General features: G+C 44.9%; 19 protein-coding genes. 4 read left to right on the forward strand and 15 right to left on the reverse strand.

Going from position 1 to position 18547, the window contains the following annotated elements:
- Positions 1 to 104 precede the first annotated feature (104 nt).
- The 3 genes from ELR70_RS24445 to ELR70_RS24455 are packed head-to-tail and all read left to right on the forward strand — an operon-like array spanning position 105 to position 4515.
- A complete protein-coding gene (locus tag ELR70_RS24445; RefSeq protein WP_054016235.1) occupies positions 105 to 1361 on the forward strand; it encodes an efflux RND transporter periplasmic adaptor subunit in 1257 nt (418 codons plus the stop codon).
- Between the two features lie 24 nt (positions 1362 to 1385).
- The gene (locus tag ELR70_RS24450; protein WP_054016167.1) at positions 1386 to 2096 is read left to right on the forward strand and encodes an ABC transporter ATP-binding protein; all 711 of its coding nucleotides are present in this window, start codon (positions 1386 to 1388) and stop codon (positions 2094 to 2096) included.
- Positions 2089 to 4515: an ABC transporter permease gene (locus ELR70_RS24455; RefSeq protein ID WP_054016168.1), complete on the forward strand. Its 2427-nt coding sequence runs from the start codon at positions 2089 to 2091 to the stop codon at positions 4513 to 4515. Before ELR70_RS24450 ends, ELR70_RS24455 begins: the two co-directional genes overlap by 8 nt.
- 1011 nt (positions 4516 to 5526) lie before the next feature.
- Here ELR70_RS24455 and ELR70_RS25800 read toward each other — a convergent pair.
- The 10 genes from ELR70_RS25800 to ELR70_RS24480 all read right to left on the reverse strand — a co-directional run bounded on the left by ELR70_RS25800 (position 5527) and on the right by ELR70_RS24480 (position 13461).
- Positions 5527 to 6213 carry a helix-turn-helix transcriptional regulator gene (locus ELR70_RS25800; protein WP_054016169.1) on the reverse strand — a complete coding sequence of 229 codons (687 nt, stop codon included), beginning with the start codon at positions 6211 to 6213 and terminating at the stop codon, positions 5527 to 5529.
- A gap of 803 nt (positions 6214 to 7016) precedes the next feature.
- Positions 7017 to 7595 (reverse strand): hypothetical protein, encoded by a 579-nt coding sequence (locus ELR70_RS24465; RefSeq protein WP_128064758.1) that lies wholly within the window; start codon positions 7593 to 7595, stop codon positions 7017 to 7019.
- A gap of 117 nt (positions 7596 to 7712) precedes the next feature.
- On the reverse strand, positions 7713 to 7850 hold the full coding sequence (locus ELR70_RS24980) for a hypothetical protein (protein ID WP_160317389.1): 138 nt from the start codon (positions 7848 to 7850) through the stop codon (positions 7713 to 7715).
- Between the two features lie 268 nt (positions 7851 to 8118).
- Complete coding sequence (locus ELR70_RS24985; protein ID WP_160317390.1) at positions 8119 to 8265, reverse strand: hypothetical protein; 147 nt, start codon at positions 8263 to 8265, stop codon at positions 8119 to 8121.
- A gap of 242 nt (positions 8266 to 8507) precedes the next feature.
- Positions 8508 to 10691 (reverse strand): winged helix-turn-helix domain-containing protein, encoded by a 2184-nt coding sequence (locus tag ELR70_RS24470; protein WP_054016171.1) that lies wholly within the window; start codon positions 10689 to 10691, stop codon positions 8508 to 8510.
- Between the two features lie 699 nt (positions 10692 to 11390).
- Positions 11391 to 11552 carry a hypothetical protein gene (locus tag ELR70_RS24990; RefSeq protein ID WP_160317391.1) on the reverse strand — a complete coding sequence of 54 codons (162 nt, stop codon included), beginning with the start codon at positions 11550 to 11552 and terminating at the stop codon, positions 11391 to 11393.
- A 123-nt stretch (positions 11553 to 11675) separates the two neighbouring features.
- Entirely contained in the window at positions 11676 to 11828 is a 153-nt protein-coding gene (locus ELR70_RS24995) for a hypothetical protein (RefSeq protein WP_160317392.1), read from the reverse strand.
- A gap of 123 nt (positions 11829 to 11951) precedes the next feature.
- Positions 11952 to 12104: a hypothetical protein gene (locus ELR70_RS25000; protein WP_160317392.1), complete on the reverse strand. Its 153-nt coding sequence runs from the start codon at positions 12102 to 12104 to the stop codon at positions 11952 to 11954.
- A 238-nt stretch (positions 12105 to 12342) separates the two neighbouring features.
- Positions 12343 to 13263 carry a hypothetical protein gene (locus ELR70_RS24475; RefSeq protein ID WP_054016172.1) on the reverse strand — a complete coding sequence of 307 codons (921 nt, stop codon included), beginning with the start codon at positions 13261 to 13263 and terminating at the stop codon, positions 12343 to 12345.
- Between the two features lie 18 nt (positions 13264 to 13281).
- On the reverse strand, positions 13282 to 13461 hold the full coding sequence (locus tag ELR70_RS24480) for a hypothetical protein (protein ID WP_054016173.1): 180 nt from the start codon (positions 13459 to 13461) through the stop codon (positions 13282 to 13284).
- Positions 13462 to 13775: 314 nt separating this feature from the next.
- Here ELR70_RS24480 and ELR70_RS24485 point away from each other — a divergent pair, with 314 nt between their 5' ends.
- A complete protein-coding gene (locus ELR70_RS24485) occupies positions 13776 to 14051 on the forward strand; it encodes a hypothetical protein (RefSeq protein WP_054016174.1) in 276 nt (91 codons plus the stop codon).
- A 2211-nt stretch (positions 14052 to 16262) separates the two neighbouring features.
- Here ELR70_RS24485 and ELR70_RS25005 read toward each other — a convergent pair.
- From ELR70_RS25005 to ELR70_RS24495, 5 genes are all read right to left on the reverse strand, one after another.
- On the reverse strand, positions 16263 to 16424 hold the full coding sequence (locus tag ELR70_RS25005) for a hypothetical protein (protein WP_160317393.1): 162 nt from the start codon (positions 16422 to 16424) through the stop codon (positions 16263 to 16265).
- 26 nt (positions 16425 to 16450) lie between these two features.
- Positions 16451 to 16588 (reverse strand): hypothetical protein, encoded by a 138-nt coding sequence (locus tag ELR70_RS25010; RefSeq protein ID WP_160317394.1) that lies wholly within the window; start codon positions 16586 to 16588, stop codon positions 16451 to 16453.
- Positions 16589 to 16597: 9 nt separating this feature from the next.
- On the reverse strand, positions 16598 to 16750 hold the full coding sequence (locus ELR70_RS25015) for a hypothetical protein (protein WP_160317395.1): 153 nt from the start codon (positions 16748 to 16750) through the stop codon (positions 16598 to 16600).
- A gap of 183 nt (positions 16751 to 16933) precedes the next feature.
- Complete coding sequence (locus ELR70_RS25020) at positions 16934 to 17071, reverse strand: hypothetical protein (protein ID WP_160317396.1); 138 nt, start codon at positions 17069 to 17071, stop codon at positions 16934 to 16936.
- Positions 17072 to 17557: 486 nt separating this feature from the next.
- The gene (locus ELR70_RS24495) at positions 17558 to 17965 is read right to left on the reverse strand and encodes a hypothetical protein (RefSeq protein WP_128064760.1); all 408 of its coding nucleotides are present in this window, start codon (positions 17963 to 17965) and stop codon (positions 17558 to 17560) included.
- Positions 17966 to 18547: the final 582 nt, after the last annotated feature.

Here is an 18547-nt window from a genome sequence, read left to right on the forward strand (position 1 = left end):
CCATCATGATCCTGTTGTATTTTACAGCTAACTAAGCCCCCGTCCGACAAGTATATTTAATCTACAAAGTTCACTTTAGGTTCCAAAGGGGAAAGCCCATGAGCATGGATAAAAAAATTACTACTTCACGCACCACTAAACTAAAGAAGTCATTAATCTGGGCGGGTCTGTGTGGCAGTTTACTGTCAATTAGCTACGCCTATCAGGACAGCCGCTCACAGGGGCAGACACAGACCATAGATCAAAGCACCCTGGTTCACTCAAAAGTGATCCGAGGCACCTTTACCGAGCAGATCAGACTCAGAGCCAGTATTGCCCCTAAACGCGCCATTTTGCTTGATACCCTCTCGGGTGGCCGCGTTGAGGAAAAACATGTGGAACCCGGCGATTTCGTCACCAAAGGCCAACCTCTGGTGCGCCTGTCTAACATGTCGTTGCAACTCGATGTGATCAGCAGAGAAGCCCAGGTCACTGAGCAGCTTAACTTTTTACGTAATACTCAGATGACGATGGAGAACAACAAGCTGAACCTGCGTCGCGACCTGTTAGAAATTGAACATCAAATCCAGCACCTGAAGCGTAAACTGGACCAAGCGCTGGCACTCCAAACACACCGCGCAATCACCAAAGATCAAATTGCCACGCTGGAACAAGACCTGACCTACTATGAGCAGCGCAGGGAGCTCACCTTGCAACGTCAAAAAGCGGAAAATGAGATCCGTAATATCCAGATTGAACAGCTTGAAGACAGTGCTCAAATGCTGCAGAAAAATCTGGCTTTTGCGCGTAAAAATCTCGAAGACCTGCTCGTTCGTGCTCCGGCTGATGGCTATGTGAGTGAACTGGCAGCGGAGATTGGCGAATCTAAAGCACGAGGTGATCGCCTGGGTCAAATTGATATTCCCGATATGTACAAGCTGGTTGCGGAAGTTGACGAGTACTATCTCAACCAGGTCGCCGTCGATATGCATGCCATTGCTTTGTTTGATGGTCAGCCTGTTGCACTGACTGTGACCAAGATAGACAGCCGGGTAAAAGACGCCAAGTTTCAGGTCGAACTCGATCTTCCAACAGAGCTGACTCAGCTCAAGCGCGGCCAGAGCGTTGATCTGGAGTTGCATTTAGGGGATGCGCAAGCCAGCACTTTGATGTTGCGTCGTGGCGCCTTCTTCTCTTCAAGCGGCGGAAACTGGGTCTTTGTGCTTGATAAAGAAAGCAAGAAAGCGGTCAGGAAATCGATCCGCCTGGGTAAAAAGAATAATGACTATTTCGAAGTATTAAGTGGCCTGAACGCAGGTGATGTCGTCATCACGTCAAGCTACAACGCGTTCAATAACGCCGACACTTTAATGCTGAACTAATACCTCAACAAACCGAGAACAATCATGATAAAACTACAACAAATTAACCGGGTATTTCGCACCTCAGAGGTCGAAACCACGGCGCTACACAACATCGACCTGCATGTTGAGCAAGGAGATTTTCTTGCCATCATGGGACCATCAGGTTGTGGAAAATCAACCTTACTTTCCATCTTGGGCATGTTAGACAGCCCCACCAGCGGCACCTATCTATTTGCAAATCAAGCCATTGAACGCTACAGCGAACAACAGCTGGCAGAGCTAAGAAAGCGTCAGCTGGGCTTTATATTCCAAAGCTTTAATTTAATTGATGACCTGACCGTGGCGCAAAATGTTGAACTGCCTTTGATCTATCAAAAGGTGGCCAAAAAGCAGCGCCAGGAACAAGTACAGGCCATGCTGACTCGGGTCAATCTGGCCCATCGTGCCGGCCACCTTCCGCAACAATTGTCTGGTGGTCAGCAGCAACGTGTCGCCATCGCACGCGCCTTAGTGTGCAACCCAAGCCTGATCCTGGCCGATGAACCAACAGGTAACCTCGATTCACAAAATGGTGAAGAAGTGATGCAGCTTTTGCAGCAGCTCAATCGAGACGGCACCACCATAGTGATGGTGACACACTCGGAGCAAGATGCCTTGTACGGCAACAAGACTGTGCGGCTACTGGATGGTGAAATAATCTCGCATGAGCGCCCGGCTGCTCGGCAAAGCGTGCCGGAGGCGGTGTATGCTTGAACTCTATCTGATGGGCGCACTAAGGGCCTTCTTGAGACAGAAGTTCCACCTTTTGCTCAACGTCACCGGGCTGGCCATCGGTCTGGGTGCGGCGTTATTAATCGCTCTCTATAGCCAATTTGAACTCAGCTATGATGACCACCAGCCTAATGCCAGTCACACTTTCAGGCTTGAACAAAGCTGGCCCTCTATGGGTCTTGATGCACCTGTATCCAGCCCGCTTATGGCAGCTGAGTTTACCAAACTCAATGACATAGAAGCCGCATTCTACCTGCTCAATCTGAGTCAGCGTCATGGCAGTGATATCCAGATCCGCGGACAACAACAGAAATTAGATAAGGTGTTCGCAGCCACAGATAACCTTCCTCAGTTTATCTCCTTGGATATACTACATGGCAAGCTTGCACCAGCGCTAACACAACCGGCCAAGCTCGCCCTGTCACGGACCCAAGCGATCCGTCTGTTTGGCCAGAGCGACGTGGTTGGTCAGACACTCGTGCAAAGTGATATTACCTGGAGTGTGGTTGCTGTCTTTGCTGACCTGCCAGACAACACCCACTTTGATTTTAATGGCCTTGCCGCCATGACCCCCTCACAGGCCGGGCAGCCTGCATTGCAAAGCAATGATGCCTATGTCTATCTGCGTACCCGGTTCGATGACTCTGCACAGCTGCCGCGTACACAACTCGAACAAGTGCTCACAGAGCAATACAACGAAATGGTTTATAACGGTAAAAACATGGTTCGGGTGACACTGCTGCCACTGCTGGATATCCACCTGTATGGCCATTCCCGGTTTGAATTCAAAGCCAATGGCTCTGCCGATAATGTTCATATCAGCATTGGCCTGAGTATCTTATTGATCCTGGTTGCCAGCTTTAACTTTATTAATATGAGCACCGCGAAGGCGGCGCAGCGTGCTAAAGAAGTGGGCGTCAAAAAAGCCCTGGGCGCTTCGCGTTTTCAGCTGATGCTGCAATTCTTACTGGAATCGGTGCTGATCACCTTGATCGCCGGTTTACTGGCCCTGGTATTCGTCGAGCTCGCACTGCCCTGGTTTAATCAGCTGGTTGATAAATCGTTGGCACTGACGTTTACCCTTCCCTTTATCGCGCTGTTTAGTGCAACCATAGTAACGGTGGGTGTCATTGCGGGTTTATATCCGGCCCTGTTTATCGCTTCGTTTGACGCAAAACGCGTGCTCAGTGGTGACCTGCAACGTGGCGCCACTGCCATCTGGGTGCGTAAGTCTTTACTGGTTGCTCAGGCTGCATTATCTATTACCCTGATCATCGCAACCTATGTGCTTTATCATCAACTGGTCTTTCTCACCACACTCGACACCGGCTATGCCAAAGAAAATCGCCTGGAGATCCGCGGCCTGAATGCCACCGAAGTATTTAGCAGTCGCTCTGCGTTGACGGATGCTCTGCAACGCCTGGACGGTGTCACCAGTGTTGGCGTCAGTGACACCGCGTTGACCAGCAGCACCAATACCTCGGCGCGATTAATCTGGCCAGGTGCCGATCCCGCTAATATGCCGATCCCTTTTATTGGCACCGGCTACCAGACTGTCGAGAACCAGGGCCTCACCTTGCTACATGGTCGGGACTTCAGTCGCCAGTTTAGTAGTGACTGGTATCAGCAAGGCGATGAAGCACAGCCCAGTGCCAGTATCATTATCAGTCGCGATATTGCCATGCAGGCCAATCAGGTCGACATGGATAGCATCATAGGCCAGACCTGGCGCGTGGTGATAGGCAATAAAGAGAGTCAGAGTATCCGTGCAAAAGTCGTTGGGATTGTGGACGACATTAAAATTGGCTCCTCTCGCGATGCATCGTCTGCACTGTTCTTTATTTGTGGCTACAGCCGGATGTCGCAGGCCAACCTTGTGCTGGCGCATAACCGAACCGACCTGGCACCATTGCGTCAGGAAGTTCAGCAGGTACTGCAAAAGCATCTCGGTGTTGTTGGTGCAGATGTTGAGTCAATCTCCAAGCGCTATCAGCTGCTTTATCAGGGAGATCAGCAAGCATCTAAGGTGATCTTCACCTTCACCGCCCTGGCCATATTCCTGACCGTCATTGGCATTTTTGGTTTATCTTCTTTCAGCGCCCAGCGTCGCAGTAAAGAGGTGGCCATCCGCAAAGTATTAGGCGCCACGCGTCCTCAGCTGATTAACTTATTGGCTATGGAATATATTAAGTTGGTGCTAGGCAGTGCGCTCATCGCGTTTCCTGTGGCCTATTGGCTGGTCAGTGACTGGCTCACAAACTTTAACGAACGTGTTGCACATCCCTATGCCATTTACCTGGTCGCAGCCGCCCTGGTCGGCACCATCACCTGGCTGACCGTTGCTACACAGGTCTTTAAAACGGCCAGTACCAAACCATCTGCAGCGCTGCGATACGAATAAAGCGCTCAGTCAACCAAATCATGATTGTAAAGGGGTTCACAGCAATGTGGCCCCTTTTTTCTTTTCCAGTCAGTACCTTATACCAACCACTCAATGAAGTAACTTCATTCTGGCTCACATCGCTTATGCGCGAAACTGCCGCTGAGACACTGACATTTCTACCTGCGATGGATACATTGCGTGAATTTCTGCCTAAGGCTGAGGTGTTGAGTAAGGGGGGTTTACCCGTAAGGCCGGACTAACTCCTTAAACTGATTAATACCAACTTGCTTAATTAAGCGTCCGATTTTATTGAATCACAACACTATGCTGTGCCGGGGTATCAAGCGCTGCCAACGCCTGCCAGGTTTATGCCTGCTTCACTTAAGACGACAACTGTCGAAACACATGTCTTTCTGGCCGGGCCGCCCAGTCTGTAAGTGATGATTTGCTTATCTGTTACTATTGACCAGCCACGGGGCTTTGGTCTGGCACATCACTCAAGCACCATGTACATGCGAAAGTACACCAAACCTTACCGATGCCGCAAAGCTCTATATCAGTACAGAGTTGGGTATCGTTAGTATGATACTGCCGGGGTTATGTACCACAGCTAAGAATAGATGTGCAGATAAAATAGATCTGGCTTGAACGTCAAGTGTTCACAGGTAAGGGCTGGGCGGTAAGAGGTGAGCAGTAAGCTCTGCGTGTGTGGAGTGAAGCTCCAGGCTTGCTCATTGCCTGACCACTAACGACAACACGGCTCCTCAGTATATTTGCCAGTGGGTCAGAGCACCACGCCCGTACGATAATGCGCTAACACAGCACATCGCACGGCAGTGCGTGATTACAGGTCAAACAAGTCACGTTTAGTGTCTGTGGGGAGCAGGCTGCCCGATTGGGATTCTGACGGTCCTACACCCCAAATAATTTCTTTGCTTAATTTTTTATTGCCGAACCCGAACATGGTTACCTCCATAGTCTGTATCGAATGCAGTACTTGGCATACAGCCGTAAAACTTACTCAAAAAGCTAGATTAAGTTATTGATAATACATTTAACAATTGCTTGTTGGCGGTTTGCACTTTGAGTTTTCTCTATACAGTTCGTGAGATGGAAATTCACTGTACGCTCGGTGATACCCAGGATCTGGCTAATCTCCCAGGAAGTTTTGCCTTCTGAAGCCCACAACAGGCAGTCTCGCTCCCGCTTAGTGATTGAAAGTCTGACGGTTCTGCAGCGCAAGGCCGCATTGAGTAAATAAGGAGACAAAAGCGTCCAATACCAATCAATGGATTCAATGCTGCTTTGCTTCGCAACGTCTTCAGGAATATTAAACACCAGTCCTCCCACAATCCCCGACACGCCGCGCAAGGGCAATGCATACAGGTGATCAAGCTCATCTGCATGGGCCAGTAAATTCGACATGGCGGCAATCCGTATACCCGACTTAAAGTGGCTGTACATCTGAGGTGTGTCCAGGTGACTCTCTAATGCACTGTGATAATGACCGTATAAGTTCATATCGTATACAGTGGTAGACATAGGCATGAAATCAGCAAAAGCCAGACACTCATACCCTGACTGTGAGGCTATTTCCTGCAATACACCAGAAAGCTGTTCACCTTGTTCTATCGTCTCAAACTGCTCAATGGACGACTTCAGTACATGGTTACTGGCAAACAGATCATGCGCATAATGTTCGAGTTGTGCTTTCATTGTCGGCTCCTTACGGATCAAGTTATGTCTAGTTGGTGTTGTCAAATCAAACTAGCCCTATACTGCGCTACTTAAGCACCTTGGTCAAAATCACAAAAATACAAACATTAACTTAAAATACAGCAGCTTGCAGGTTTTTATTATGGATAAAACGAACTCTGTATGTATTGATAAGAGTCTATATTGAACGCGCTTCTGTTCCATATTTTTCAGCCATTTCGTACTCCTCAGATACCTCGTCTGAATGAACCAAGGCACAGAGTTGGAAACACGATAACGCCCCAGCGACGCTGACAGAGATCTATGAATGCAAGTTCGGACTTTGACTACCATATAAACAATATGTGCAGCGACCAGTCTAGTTAGAACACATCCTGATAAGTCTGCTTGAACAGACAGCGAGTTCTGGGTTCGCATTATCTGGCTGCACATTTTTCCGTCCTCATTACCACATGAACGCGCGACGCCAACGACGTGTAACCAGAATGCAGCTTAAAGCGTCATCGCCACCACATTTACAGAGACAAAATCCACCACCTTCCAACACTGTCACTAACAAACTGCAGTTTGGGCAAAGATAAACAGTATTGAAGTCCTTTTGATGCCTTATTCGTGGTAGGGACTGTGAAGTCTGTATCTGGTGTATGTGCTTTGCACCCGAAGCAAGGAATACGGCTATAGCATTAGACAGAGAAAGGTGTGTCTGTTTGTGTTAAGAGGAGAAAGGACAGGTGCTCGCAGAAACAGCAAGTGATTCAGGCCAGAACGGCAAAACAATAACAAAGCGCGCGATGCGGAGCAATTCAGTCAACAGCGTGTGCGTCAGACGCCAATTTAATACTGTCAGCCAAACAAGTATGTCGGTCTTTGTATAAGGAGAGTTGTGGCTTATGGCTAATTGACTTTAACGCTGCATAGTCACCGGCTTGTACATGCGTTGAAACCAGCAGGCTGCTTTGTGTTACTTCATCAACGCGCATAGGCCATGCTTTGGCTTGATCACATAACCAGACAGTCTGTTGCTGATGGACCTCCTGTGCAGAGATCTGTCCGGCTAGTTCATGTTTAGCCAGTATCCGTGCCGAACGAATTATGAATAGCATCTCACCAGCGGTTACTTGATATCCGGGAGATAATTTATCGCTAACATAATCAAGATAACCATCCGATTTAGATACCAGCGTATGGCTTTCACCGCCGTGCTCTGGTTGGATAGTCAGCAGTACCGAACCCTTATCGACCCAGGTGCCATTTGTCACTCGTGGTGCGGCCAAAACGGTCACAGAGTCTCTGGAGTAATAAAACTCACTACTGGGCTCTTGTAGTGTTAACTGTCCTGCAAGCGCAACTGCGGCCAGCATGGGAAAAGTCATATTCAGCAATGTTTTTTTCCTTGTATTCAGGCATCACAACATCAGAGTATTGCGACTATGGCGACGATTTACGACTAAGTACGCAGCAACGCCGGTTCGCTCAACGTGATGCAAAAAATTTGCGTATTAAGCATCCAGCTTTGGATCGACTGACCCGGTAAAAGTTTCTGTATTAGTGCCACCTGCAATTACGCGTGTCTCTTTACCGCCCAAGATCTCTTTTTTTGACAGTGTTTTTAGCTTTTTTGTTTTTAATGTAATCATCCTGACGCTCCTGCTGCTTGGGTTAGTTGTGCGATTGAAACTGTGTTGTTTCGTTACTAACTACCTTAGCCAAGCCATCATAAATTCGGTAATTATTAAATCTTATCTTACCTCCAATCAAAGCCAGTAAGCACATGTTATCTATACGAATAATTACGTGTAAGAATTGCTGCGATTGCCGAATAATTTCATTTTGGACAAAAAACAAGAAAACCTGTGTATTCCAAAAGTTTCACAGCACGATTAGCTTAACAAAGCAGGCAAAAATTCAGGCCACTGTAAAGATATTACTGGCCATATAAATGACGGGTTTGTTGTACCAAGACGTTTTACCGGGTAAAGCCACCGCGTACACCCTAAAGGCGAAGGAAAGTTCAATCTGCATCATGGTCACCGCAGTGAACAGCTGTTTCATACTTATGTTGCGTGTTCTCATGTTAGGCATTGAGAGGTAGCTTGGGCGCGCAGCTGGCATCGCCCAAGTGAATGCAGGCATAACAGACATTTGTACAAGCCAAGCTTGTATCAAAGTGCAATCCATTCTTACTTCGGGAGAGAAGAATGGGAATGGCGGGCAAAGTGTACCGGCTTACTGTCCAGTAAACCCTTCTTAAATCGCTTTGTTGTACTTAATTTACGACTAACTGAGGGCAGCTATCAAAGTGACTCAGTCTCTTTTAACGTGACTTTAATCAGTTGGTTTTCCACGACTTCAATCAGATCCAGGATTAACCCGCCACGTTTTTGGGAGTATTTCATATTGCTGATCACATATTTAGAAGTATCTATATGATAGAACTCAGAAATCACGGATGGTGCGCTGAAGTCAAGTTTGTAGATGGTTTCACCGTCAGAATGGTAGATATCCCCTTCGCCTATAGCAAGCGTGTGCTTATACTTCACCTGAGGTAAATCAATAGTTCGGGTTATCTCTCCCGACTGGATATTGTAAAGTACGACTTTATCACTGGAAGACAAAGAAACCAGGTGCTCGTCATCAAGACGTCCTATCCACAATGAATCCGATGTCGGTAGTGGAGTGACCTTTTTCTCTGTCAAAGAATAGCTAAACACCCGGCTTTTCACTTTGTGGTCATCCACCACCACATACCCAAGCTCATGAGGTCCGATAAACTCGGCAGCCACCACAACCCCCTGCGCATTGATACTGTCAGCCAGAGTCATCTCCGACAACTTATACACGTCAATTTTATCTTTATACTGAACTAATAAGTGATCACTGGCAGAGTTATAACGCAATGCAGTGTAGTTATCTTGTGGCAGCGCTAGCGGCACGATTTGACCATCTGATTGCTGCTTTCTCACGATACGCTGATCCCCCTGACGTGTCAGGAATAAGAATTCATCGCCGACCTCAGTAGCTGAAGTGTCTTCCAGTGGGCTCGCAATGAGCTCTGTCAGCCCAAGAGTCTGCTGATCTAATAGGAATACATCAGCCTGAAAAGGGTAACTCACCATCAATAATGTGTTGCTATCCAGTATCTGAGAGCTAGCATATTGTTGTTCAGTCTGAAGTTGCTCGACACTATGTAGTCGTTTCTGCGCCAAAGAAAACCGATATAGCTGATTTGCGCTATTATCAAACCAACTGACTAAATCATGTTCAGCATCATAGTTTACTGCCCAGATCCGGTTCGCCGACTCATACAACTTAATCTGATTGCCACCGTCCAGATCGGTCATATACAGCTCATTGGATTCATACTGCCTGCGTTCAAACAGGATCACCTGCTTCTGAGCGACATAAGTTAAAAAGCGATCGCCATAAGAATTCAGGTTGGGTGAGGTAATTTGAAATTCATCACCGGTGCTCAGATCACGGCTTGTCAATACAGATAATTCATCGCGGTTGCGATAGCCACTTTTTGAATACACAAAGCGCCCAGCCGCCACGCCACCACCCGTTGTATAATGCAGGGTACAATCAAAAACATGCCGGTTGCTGGTAATAAAATCAGCGCTCAGTTGCCACACCTGACACTGATCTTCACTCACAGCCCGATAGTAAATAAAGCTGGAATCAACCGACCACCCGACCGGAAAATAATTTACACCTGGGTTACCAATGCGTTTCTCATGTCCATTTTCCAGTGACTTAACCACCAGTGCATAGTTCTTGTTATCATTCTGAATAAAAGAAAATGCAACGTGCTGTTTATTAGGAGACAGGTTGAGCGTGGCGTAACGACCAGGTAGCCAGGACAGTACGCTTTCTTCAATATCACTGCGGGTGAGGGTATGCACTTTTTGCTCTCCCGTAAAAAAGCCCGTTGGCAAGATATACCAGGCCAGTGGAGGCAAGACAAGGAGCAAAGGTAGCAATACATAACGCCACCGCAGCGTGCTTTTGCGATGATTGTTAGTTGTTACATGGGGCTGAGCCCGGGTAGAAAGTTCAGATTCTCCAGGCAAAGAAGCGGGTTTTGGCTCAGTGCCGGTCTGGGAGGAAAACGTAGACGGTTTTTCAACATGATCATAGTAAACAATTTCTGGCTCAAGAAAAAAGCTATACCCTTTGCGATAGTGCGTCTTTACAATCGTCCCTTTCTGCTTGTCAGACTTCAGAATCTTTCTTAATTCTGACATCGCGCGATTGATAGCGTTATCATCTACATAGTGTTGAGACCAGACATCTTCTACCAGATTTTGTCGGGTGATGATCTGTTCATTATTGATTATAAGGTAGCAAAGCAGTCGAAATAACAGGGGCTCGAGCTCTCGCTCAACCTCTCCATCACTGATACTTTGGTGCTTTGGATCTAGTATCCAGGCTCCAAATTTCACCTCCTTGACCTGCCTTGAAAATCTTACTTCATTCATGGTGACTCATGATCCCATATCCTTTCACTTCATCCCCGGGCTTCATTCGGATTGGGGCAATAGCGAATGGCAAGTTAATAAATCAGAATAAGTCACAACTTTTCAACCCAAGTGACTCTTTCGTATCATCTTGAACGATAATATATAGTAAATCACAAAAACAAAACAATTTAGTAATATTAAAGGTAAAGAATTTTCCCCACAGTCCCTAAGAACAGAAGTCAAATCACTGATAAACAATAATATAGATAGAAATCTGCCAGATGACAAAAGACCCCAAACAAGGTCCAGCGCTGACTTGATGTAAATAATCAACGGAGCATAATTAACAATAAAAGCGCATTTCAGGCAATAATTCATTCAGCATCACTAATGCATAGGCCGTGCGCCTCATATCCATAAAAAAATCCATGTATCAAACTGACATTAACGTAGCAAAGAAAAAGGGCTGAATACACATTCAGCCCCGAACAACAAGTAAAACTAAGAGATACGACTCGTTAGCAAATAGTACGAGTCGGGTCATTAGGATCGCCCAGGCCAATGCCCATAACAAAACCACCAGTGACTGACGCTAACTCTTCAGATGTCTTTAAATCTTTCATACTGATTTCCTTTGATATTCTTCTGATTTACAGCACTAGGTTCACGACCCTAGTGCTGTGGAGCATATGAATGCCCTTCGCAACTAAGCTTGAATTACATCTTAAGTGGCGGTAACGGATCTTTACCATCTTCTGGAATTGCCATAGTGATTCGGATAGGCCCACCGTTTTCGCACCGGTATTCCGTTATCTGAACTTCTTGCAGACCACCAGTCACGTTTTCTTGCTGTGCTTTATTGAGTGAAAAAGGGTGCATATTTTTTCCCTATTAATCTTCTAACATGGTTAAAAAGCGAGAGTAAGCCTTATATTCCCGATAACTCCGCCAAGTGTTTCAGGGCAGCTTCACTCTCTATCAACGTCTTGCCATCAATGCGTTTTACATAGTGATAGGTGTTGGATCGTAACCGTCTTCAGGATAAGCCTGAGTGATATCAATTGGGCCGCCATTTTCTTTAAGCAGATCTGAAATGAAAACATTTCCGCCGGTTACATTTTGCTTTTGGGTCTTATCTAATGAAAAAGGGTGCATATTTTTTCCTTATTAATCTTCTAACATGGTTAAAAAGCGAGAGTAAGCCTTATATTCCCGATAACTCCGCCAAGTATTTCAGGGCAGCTTCACTCTCTATCAACGTCTTGCCATCAATGCGTTTTACATAGTGATAGGTGTTGGATCGTAACCGTCTTCAGGATAAGCCTGAGTGATATCAATTGGGCCGCCATTTTCTTTAAGCAGATCTGAAATGAAAACATTTCCGCCGGTTACATTTTGCTTTTGGGTCTTATCTAATGAAAAAGGGTGCATATTTTTTCCTTATTACTGTTATATAATGGTTAAATTTAATTACTACAGGCTCAATATCTCCGCCAAGATAACTGAAGAAGATATCTAGATAAATTTATTCAAAGAATTCAAAAATCGCATCAATGACGTCAATCCAGGGTTGATCAGGAGCCGTCGTATTCACACCACCAACCACTGTGCTGAATTCCATCTTACTGAGTTCTTTCATCTGCTTATTCCTCTGTTAAGTGCCAATAACTCAGCCTTTCCCTAACATATAATCAACTAAGTGATCAGTTATAGAGATCCCTGAGCGTTTCTCAAACCCAATAAACATCGGAGAGGGGTTTGCCTCTAAAAAGTAGTACTCTCCGCGCTCATTTCTTCGCCAGTCAATGGCAGTCCAGTTCAAATGCAGAGTTCGTGCAATCTGCCTGGATTGCTCAATGATCTCTGCGGGAGTCTCAATAGCCAGGAGCTCCATGTTGTCATCTTCTCGAAAGTCTGCCCGATCACTTTTCAGCTCAACCGAAATCACTTTATCCCCAATGACATAACTGCGGATATTAGTGCCGGCAATAAACTCCTGAACGGTGATAGGCGACTTGGCCAGCGCAGCGGTAACACGCTCTGACTCCAGGTGTGCCTCTGTCAGCAATTCGGTATGCGCGCCCCCAAACACTGGCTTAAAAATAGATTGCTTGAGCACACTAAACGCGGTTTTGATGTCCGCCAGATTGTTGCCAACATAGGTCTGAGGAATGCGTACACCCAGACGTTTTACTTTAGTCAATTGAAACGGCTTCTCTTTATGATGCTGAAATGCTTCCCAGCTGTTTAACCAGATGGTGTCGTTATCAAGAAAAAACCAGGTTCTCAGACATGCCATCGCATCTTGAGCTGCAATGCTTTCCGCACTCATGTAGTTTTCTCGGGTAGACTCATCCGAGACACCGGAAAAACCGCGCCAAAATACCGCTTGGATTTCATCTAAAGTCAGTGTTTTTCCGCATGCAAGGGTTAAGCTTCCAAGTTCTTCATTAGGCTCATAACTAAACTGAACCTTACGCGGGAAGTCGTGCGTAGACAGTAGATAAGCATCAAGCCCGCGCATTTTCAGCTTCTCAAGCATATATTGCGCGTGTTCATCCTGCTGTTGTCCAAGTACGATAAATGCCATCTCTGATGCTCTCCAAATTTACATACGATAAAAATTAACAGGTTGCTCATCACCGATGTTAAATTCGGCATCTGCAACATTGATCAATGAACAATCCAGACCATCAGGCTGAAAATAATCGTCCAGGCAATCACCAATAAGCTGTTGGTTTAATAAGAAAGCCAGCTCTTTGTCTGTATAAAATTTTGTTTTCGCCATTGTGCCTCCAAATAATCAGGCATCTGCGAAAAGCTGTGCTTATGAATGCCTGGCTAATTTTCTAAATTGTTCAATTTTAAATTCCGATTATTGTTTTTTGTCTTGCGCTGTAACGCTTTGACGGTGTGCATGATGACACCGAGAATTTAATAAATCAAAATTATGAAAAACAAAATTTAAGCAACAAATACAACAACTTACCCCTCACCATTATCCTTAGATATACCTTAATTATGTGCTAAATATGAATACCTGAATGGTTATAAAAATATTCATATAGAAAAAACGTATTGGTACCCATACTGGAGATTTGCGTGTATACACAACATGCAGCAGCACCGGCCTTTTCTTACTTAATGTCGCTTGCCATTGCTGAAGCGGGTATAAACATGGTCAACAAAGCTGCGCGACCACCACAGTGCAAAATCTGCAAGCCAGTAGTATGTGAGATGCTACAAAACAGAAAAAGTAGCAGTAAAAAAGTGGTGGTTAGCTTGACTCACCAGTTGTTTTTGGTGCATTCAAAAGGGGCAGTGCGAAAACACAACACAGACGGCCTGACGACTCAAAAGTCGCAAGCTTTGTCATAATTTACAGCAGGTAAAGCTCTTGTGATGAGTGTGTATTGAACCTGCAAGTCTCAGATAAGAAAGCATCACATAGTTCAAATTATGGATCTTGAAACTGGCCTCATTGTCCTCAGGGCCGGAAATTATCACTCATCACAAATGAAAGGGAGCGAGTCAGAAATACATTACATAAAAAAGCCGTGCAGAGTCTCTGCACGGCTTTTTCAACTGCGGCTTGTGCCGCATGTCGACACTTAGTTAAATTTCTTGTCTTGAGGAGGGAAAAGGATACATCCGCCCTCATCAATACCGCCAGAAACCAATGCCAACTGCGCGTTGTTTTTTTCAATGACTTTCATATTATTCTCCAGGTTTAGGTTTAAAGATCACATTCAATTTTTGAAAGGTCTTTCTTCTGATTGCTAGTGCCACCAGTGACTGCTTTTAGTTCTTCATTAGTTAAATACATATTTCACCTCATACAAATAAAAATGCGCAGGGAGCGCAAAGAAACACAATGCCAATTAAAAAAGCATTATATTTAGAACCATAAAGTTCATTGCTTAAAATTCTAGCGAAGGTTTCCTTTGCCCAGCAGCTTGAAAAGCCGCGTTGATATAATCATGGTCACCTGTCTGGCTAGATTATATAAAACCTTTAATCAGCACTTTAAAACAGCATTAACCATAAGAATTTTAAACAATTAATTTAGGTAATTTAGAAGGTGGTGCATTTATAAAGCCCCACCTTCTGTAGAATCTACTCAGTTGCAATCCATCGCAAAATCACTTTCATTTCAACACTCAGTGACCATCTAGTGCTTAGAGTAACTTCTCTCGAAATTGGTCTCTAAAAGCCGACCCAAAGAACCAGTCATATTTCATCCATCAATGCGCAAAGCTCGCGACTGACCATTTGTATGTAATGCGCTGTTGTTCCTGGGTCTGATAAACAGCGGACTAGTTGCTGTTTTTCTCTCTTTCCATCTTTTCCAGCATCTTATGTGTTGTATCACCACCAGACACCTGAGTTGTTTGCTTTTTATCCAACATAGTAAACATATTCATCTCCAAAAAATTGTTATCAGCACTTAATTCACCTAAGCGCTTGAGGCCATGATGAGTGAGGTCAGAGTCATTGTCAAAAAGGTGGGAATAACAATTTAACCATAAATATCAGAAGCTTAACCCAATCTATTTCCTACCAATAACCGAACTATCAGCTCTATATATGCAGGCTCACTGAATTCGGGCACAGGTTGTGCGCTTTCCCCTAGTGCCCTGCCCTGACAGTCGCCTCCTGATGCCAGCTAACCAGGCTAGATACGTTTTCGCATCCAGCAACTTACTAACATGACGCATCATCACAAAGGAGCATCAGGGAAAGCTATAACAGGGAAAGTCAGAAGCAGGTATATGCAGGTGGCGTTTTTATGTCACAAGGTGCTACTGCATACTAAGTCCGCTTTGTGAATGCTTCGATCAATCACAAAGTGTGTTAGGCATATCTCGGTTCGACCTGATACATCAGATATATTCACCTAATTTTGCCTCCTCGTATCTCAGCCAGGCTTTGGTCCATACGCAGTGTCGTAGTCGGGCTCTTCTCGACCCAAGGTAGGCTAGTGAACTTTCAAATAGGTATATGAGGGGGTAAATAGCGGTATTGTTGATAACAGGCACAAAAAAAGGAGTCAACCTGACTCCTTATTTATTCAGCATTCTCACATTACAAACAGAAGCGACTTTCCGCCAAAAAAATGCCGCTTTGTCTGCAAGCTTAAAATGTGAAATTAGTGCTGACGGCGCTTAGTGGGATCAAATACATCCACACAACCACCTTCAACGATACCACCTACTACTTGCTCAATGTCAGAGTGTGTTAATGTCATCATTTTGGTCTCTCTTAGGTTCCTCAGAACCAGTTTTTTATGGTTTCAATCAGCAATTCAACTTCTGTGTCGGCAGGGTGTGTAGCCCCACTCACCATAGATATATCAGCTGTATTTAAGTTTTTCATATTTCTAGTCATCGTCTCACACTGATGTGGCACTGTTAGCCTGATCAGTACTGTGGCCTTGTGGCACTCAGTACCAATTACAGTGTTACACGAATTGGTCGGGTGCAATCATGATCAGCTTCCCGGCCACCGCTAATTGCCAGCAGCGCTGTATCTTTTAATTCGTACATATTTAATCCTTAAACTTTCTATTTGACGCTCAAAAAGCAGCCTTTACTGTGGTAGCCAAATCACTGGCTGATCACCACCCAGATCACCGCAACCGCAGTCAACACCACAAGATGAGTGATAACCACCACCGACGGCTGGCGTTGCATCAACTGGAAATGACTTACCTGCACTCAGGTTTTTGATTTTTGTTACTTTTAGCTTCATTTCAGACGCTCCAATTAACCAGAAGGTTAGTGAATTTCATTCAGAACAGGGATAGTGCGATCAACACCACAATCATGCACAGTATGTGGACAGCCACCCGCGACTTTCACCAAAGTAGCGTCACTATTCAGTACTTTCAGATTTACTTTTTTCAGTTTCATCATGGTTTCCTATTAGTTTATAAACTGTTCACGCGTTTCGTTTGATTGGCAGCCACGGAATGCACTTGGCTGAAAATCATGACCACCCGCAACGTCTTTCGTCGCTGATTGGGCAAATTCTTTAGCAACAAGCTTTTTAATTACTTTCTTTTTTAAACTAAACATACAATCTCCTTTTAGGATTTAATCAGGTCAATATGCTGAATTAACGATTAATCAGCTTGTCTAAGTGTGGAGGGATACATCCTCCTTCCGCACGACCGCCAGATACCAGGTGAGCGTTTTCAATAGTAAACATATCTAACTCCAATACTTTTAATTTATAGGCAGAACACACAGAGCGAAGTGTTACGCTTGCATAGAGCAAACACTCTGACATGAGTCATCAATCACATCAGCCGCCTGAGATCTTCCTGCACCAGCCACGTGTGCAGCTTCGTTGAGAGACAGGTTCTTAATTGCTTTTTTACTAATTTTTAAGTTCATACCAATACCTTCTATTAATCTGTTTTACATAGTTCACAGTGGGACTATGTACAGCACTTCCCCCTGATCGCTCATTCAAATTAGCAACCCAAAAACATCAAGTCAAAACCCAAAAAAACACAAAATATCCAATAAAATCAAAAAGGTAATACAGATAATGATGAATCAGTACAGCAATAATAACTATCCTGTGAGGATCGCCACAGCTGATGTCTGCTGACCAGCAGATCGTGTAATCGCATATGAGAATTCGCTTACCAGCAAGAAGGCAACCGTTTGGCAATGACCTGAGTCACAGTGTAATAAATACAACTCTCCCAGCTGCCTAAACTCCAAGTTTGCTCAATGTTGTTACAGCATTCTCAGGAAAAGGAATACATTGCTCGTCCTACCTGGCTTTGGTTGTTTGGTTGTTTGGTTGTTTAGTTGTTTGGTTGTTTGGTTGTTTGGTTGTTTAGTTGTTTGGTTGTTTAGTTGTTTGGTTGTTTAGTTGTTTGGTTGATTGGTTGATTGGCTGATTGGCTGATTGGCTGATTGGCTGATTGGCTGATTGGCTGATTGGCTGATTGGTTGATTGGCTGATTGGCTGATTGGCTGATTGGCTGATTGGCTGATTGGCTGATTGGCTGATTGGCTGATTGGCTGATTGGCTGATTGGCTGATTGGCTGATTGGCTGATTGGCTGATTGGCTGATTGGCTGATTGGCTGATTGGCTGATTGGCTGATTGGCTGATTGGCTGATTGGCTGATTGGCTGATTGGCTGATTGGCTGATTGGCTGATTGGCTGATTGGCTGATTGGCTGATTGGCTGATTGGCTGATTGGCTGATTGGCTGATTGGCTGATTGGCTGATTGGTTGATTGGCTGAAAAAAAGAAAGGAGTGAATACCACTCCTTATTTACGTCTTTTCTCGCAGATTCAGATTAAAATCAAATTCCGCCAAATTAGATTTTACTTTCTGATCACTTGGCCCAGGCAATCAACCCAGTTGCCAAACTCATCCCAGCCAAGTCCGCCGGAGACAAGGTGCATATGTTCTGTTTTTATTTGGATCATATTCACAGCTCTTAAAATTCGTACTTGAAGCCGATTTCCCAGCCGTCTTTGGTTACTTTGCCGTAGACATAGCCACCAGCGCCATTGATTGCATTCATTTGGATTGCGTTAAGTTCTTTCATGATCTTTGTCCTTTCAGGGTCGATTAAAATTCGTACTTGAAGCCGATTTCCCAGCCGTCTTTGGTTACTTTGCCGTAGACATAGCCACCAGCGCCATTGATTGCGTTCATTTGGATTGTGTTTAGTTCTTTCATGATCTTTATCCTTTCAGGGTCGATTAAAATTCGTACTTGAAGCCGATTTCCCAGCCGTCTTTGGTTACTTTGCCGTAGACATAGCCACCAGCGCCATTGATTGCATTCATTTGGATTGCGTTTAGTTCTTTCATGATCTTTATCCTTTCAGGGTCGATTAA

The sequence above is a fragment of the Pseudoalteromonas sp. R3 genome (genome assembly GCF_004014715.1).
Classification (GTDB): domain Bacteria; phylum Pseudomonadota; class Gammaproteobacteria; order Enterobacterales; family Alteromonadaceae; genus Pseudoalteromonas.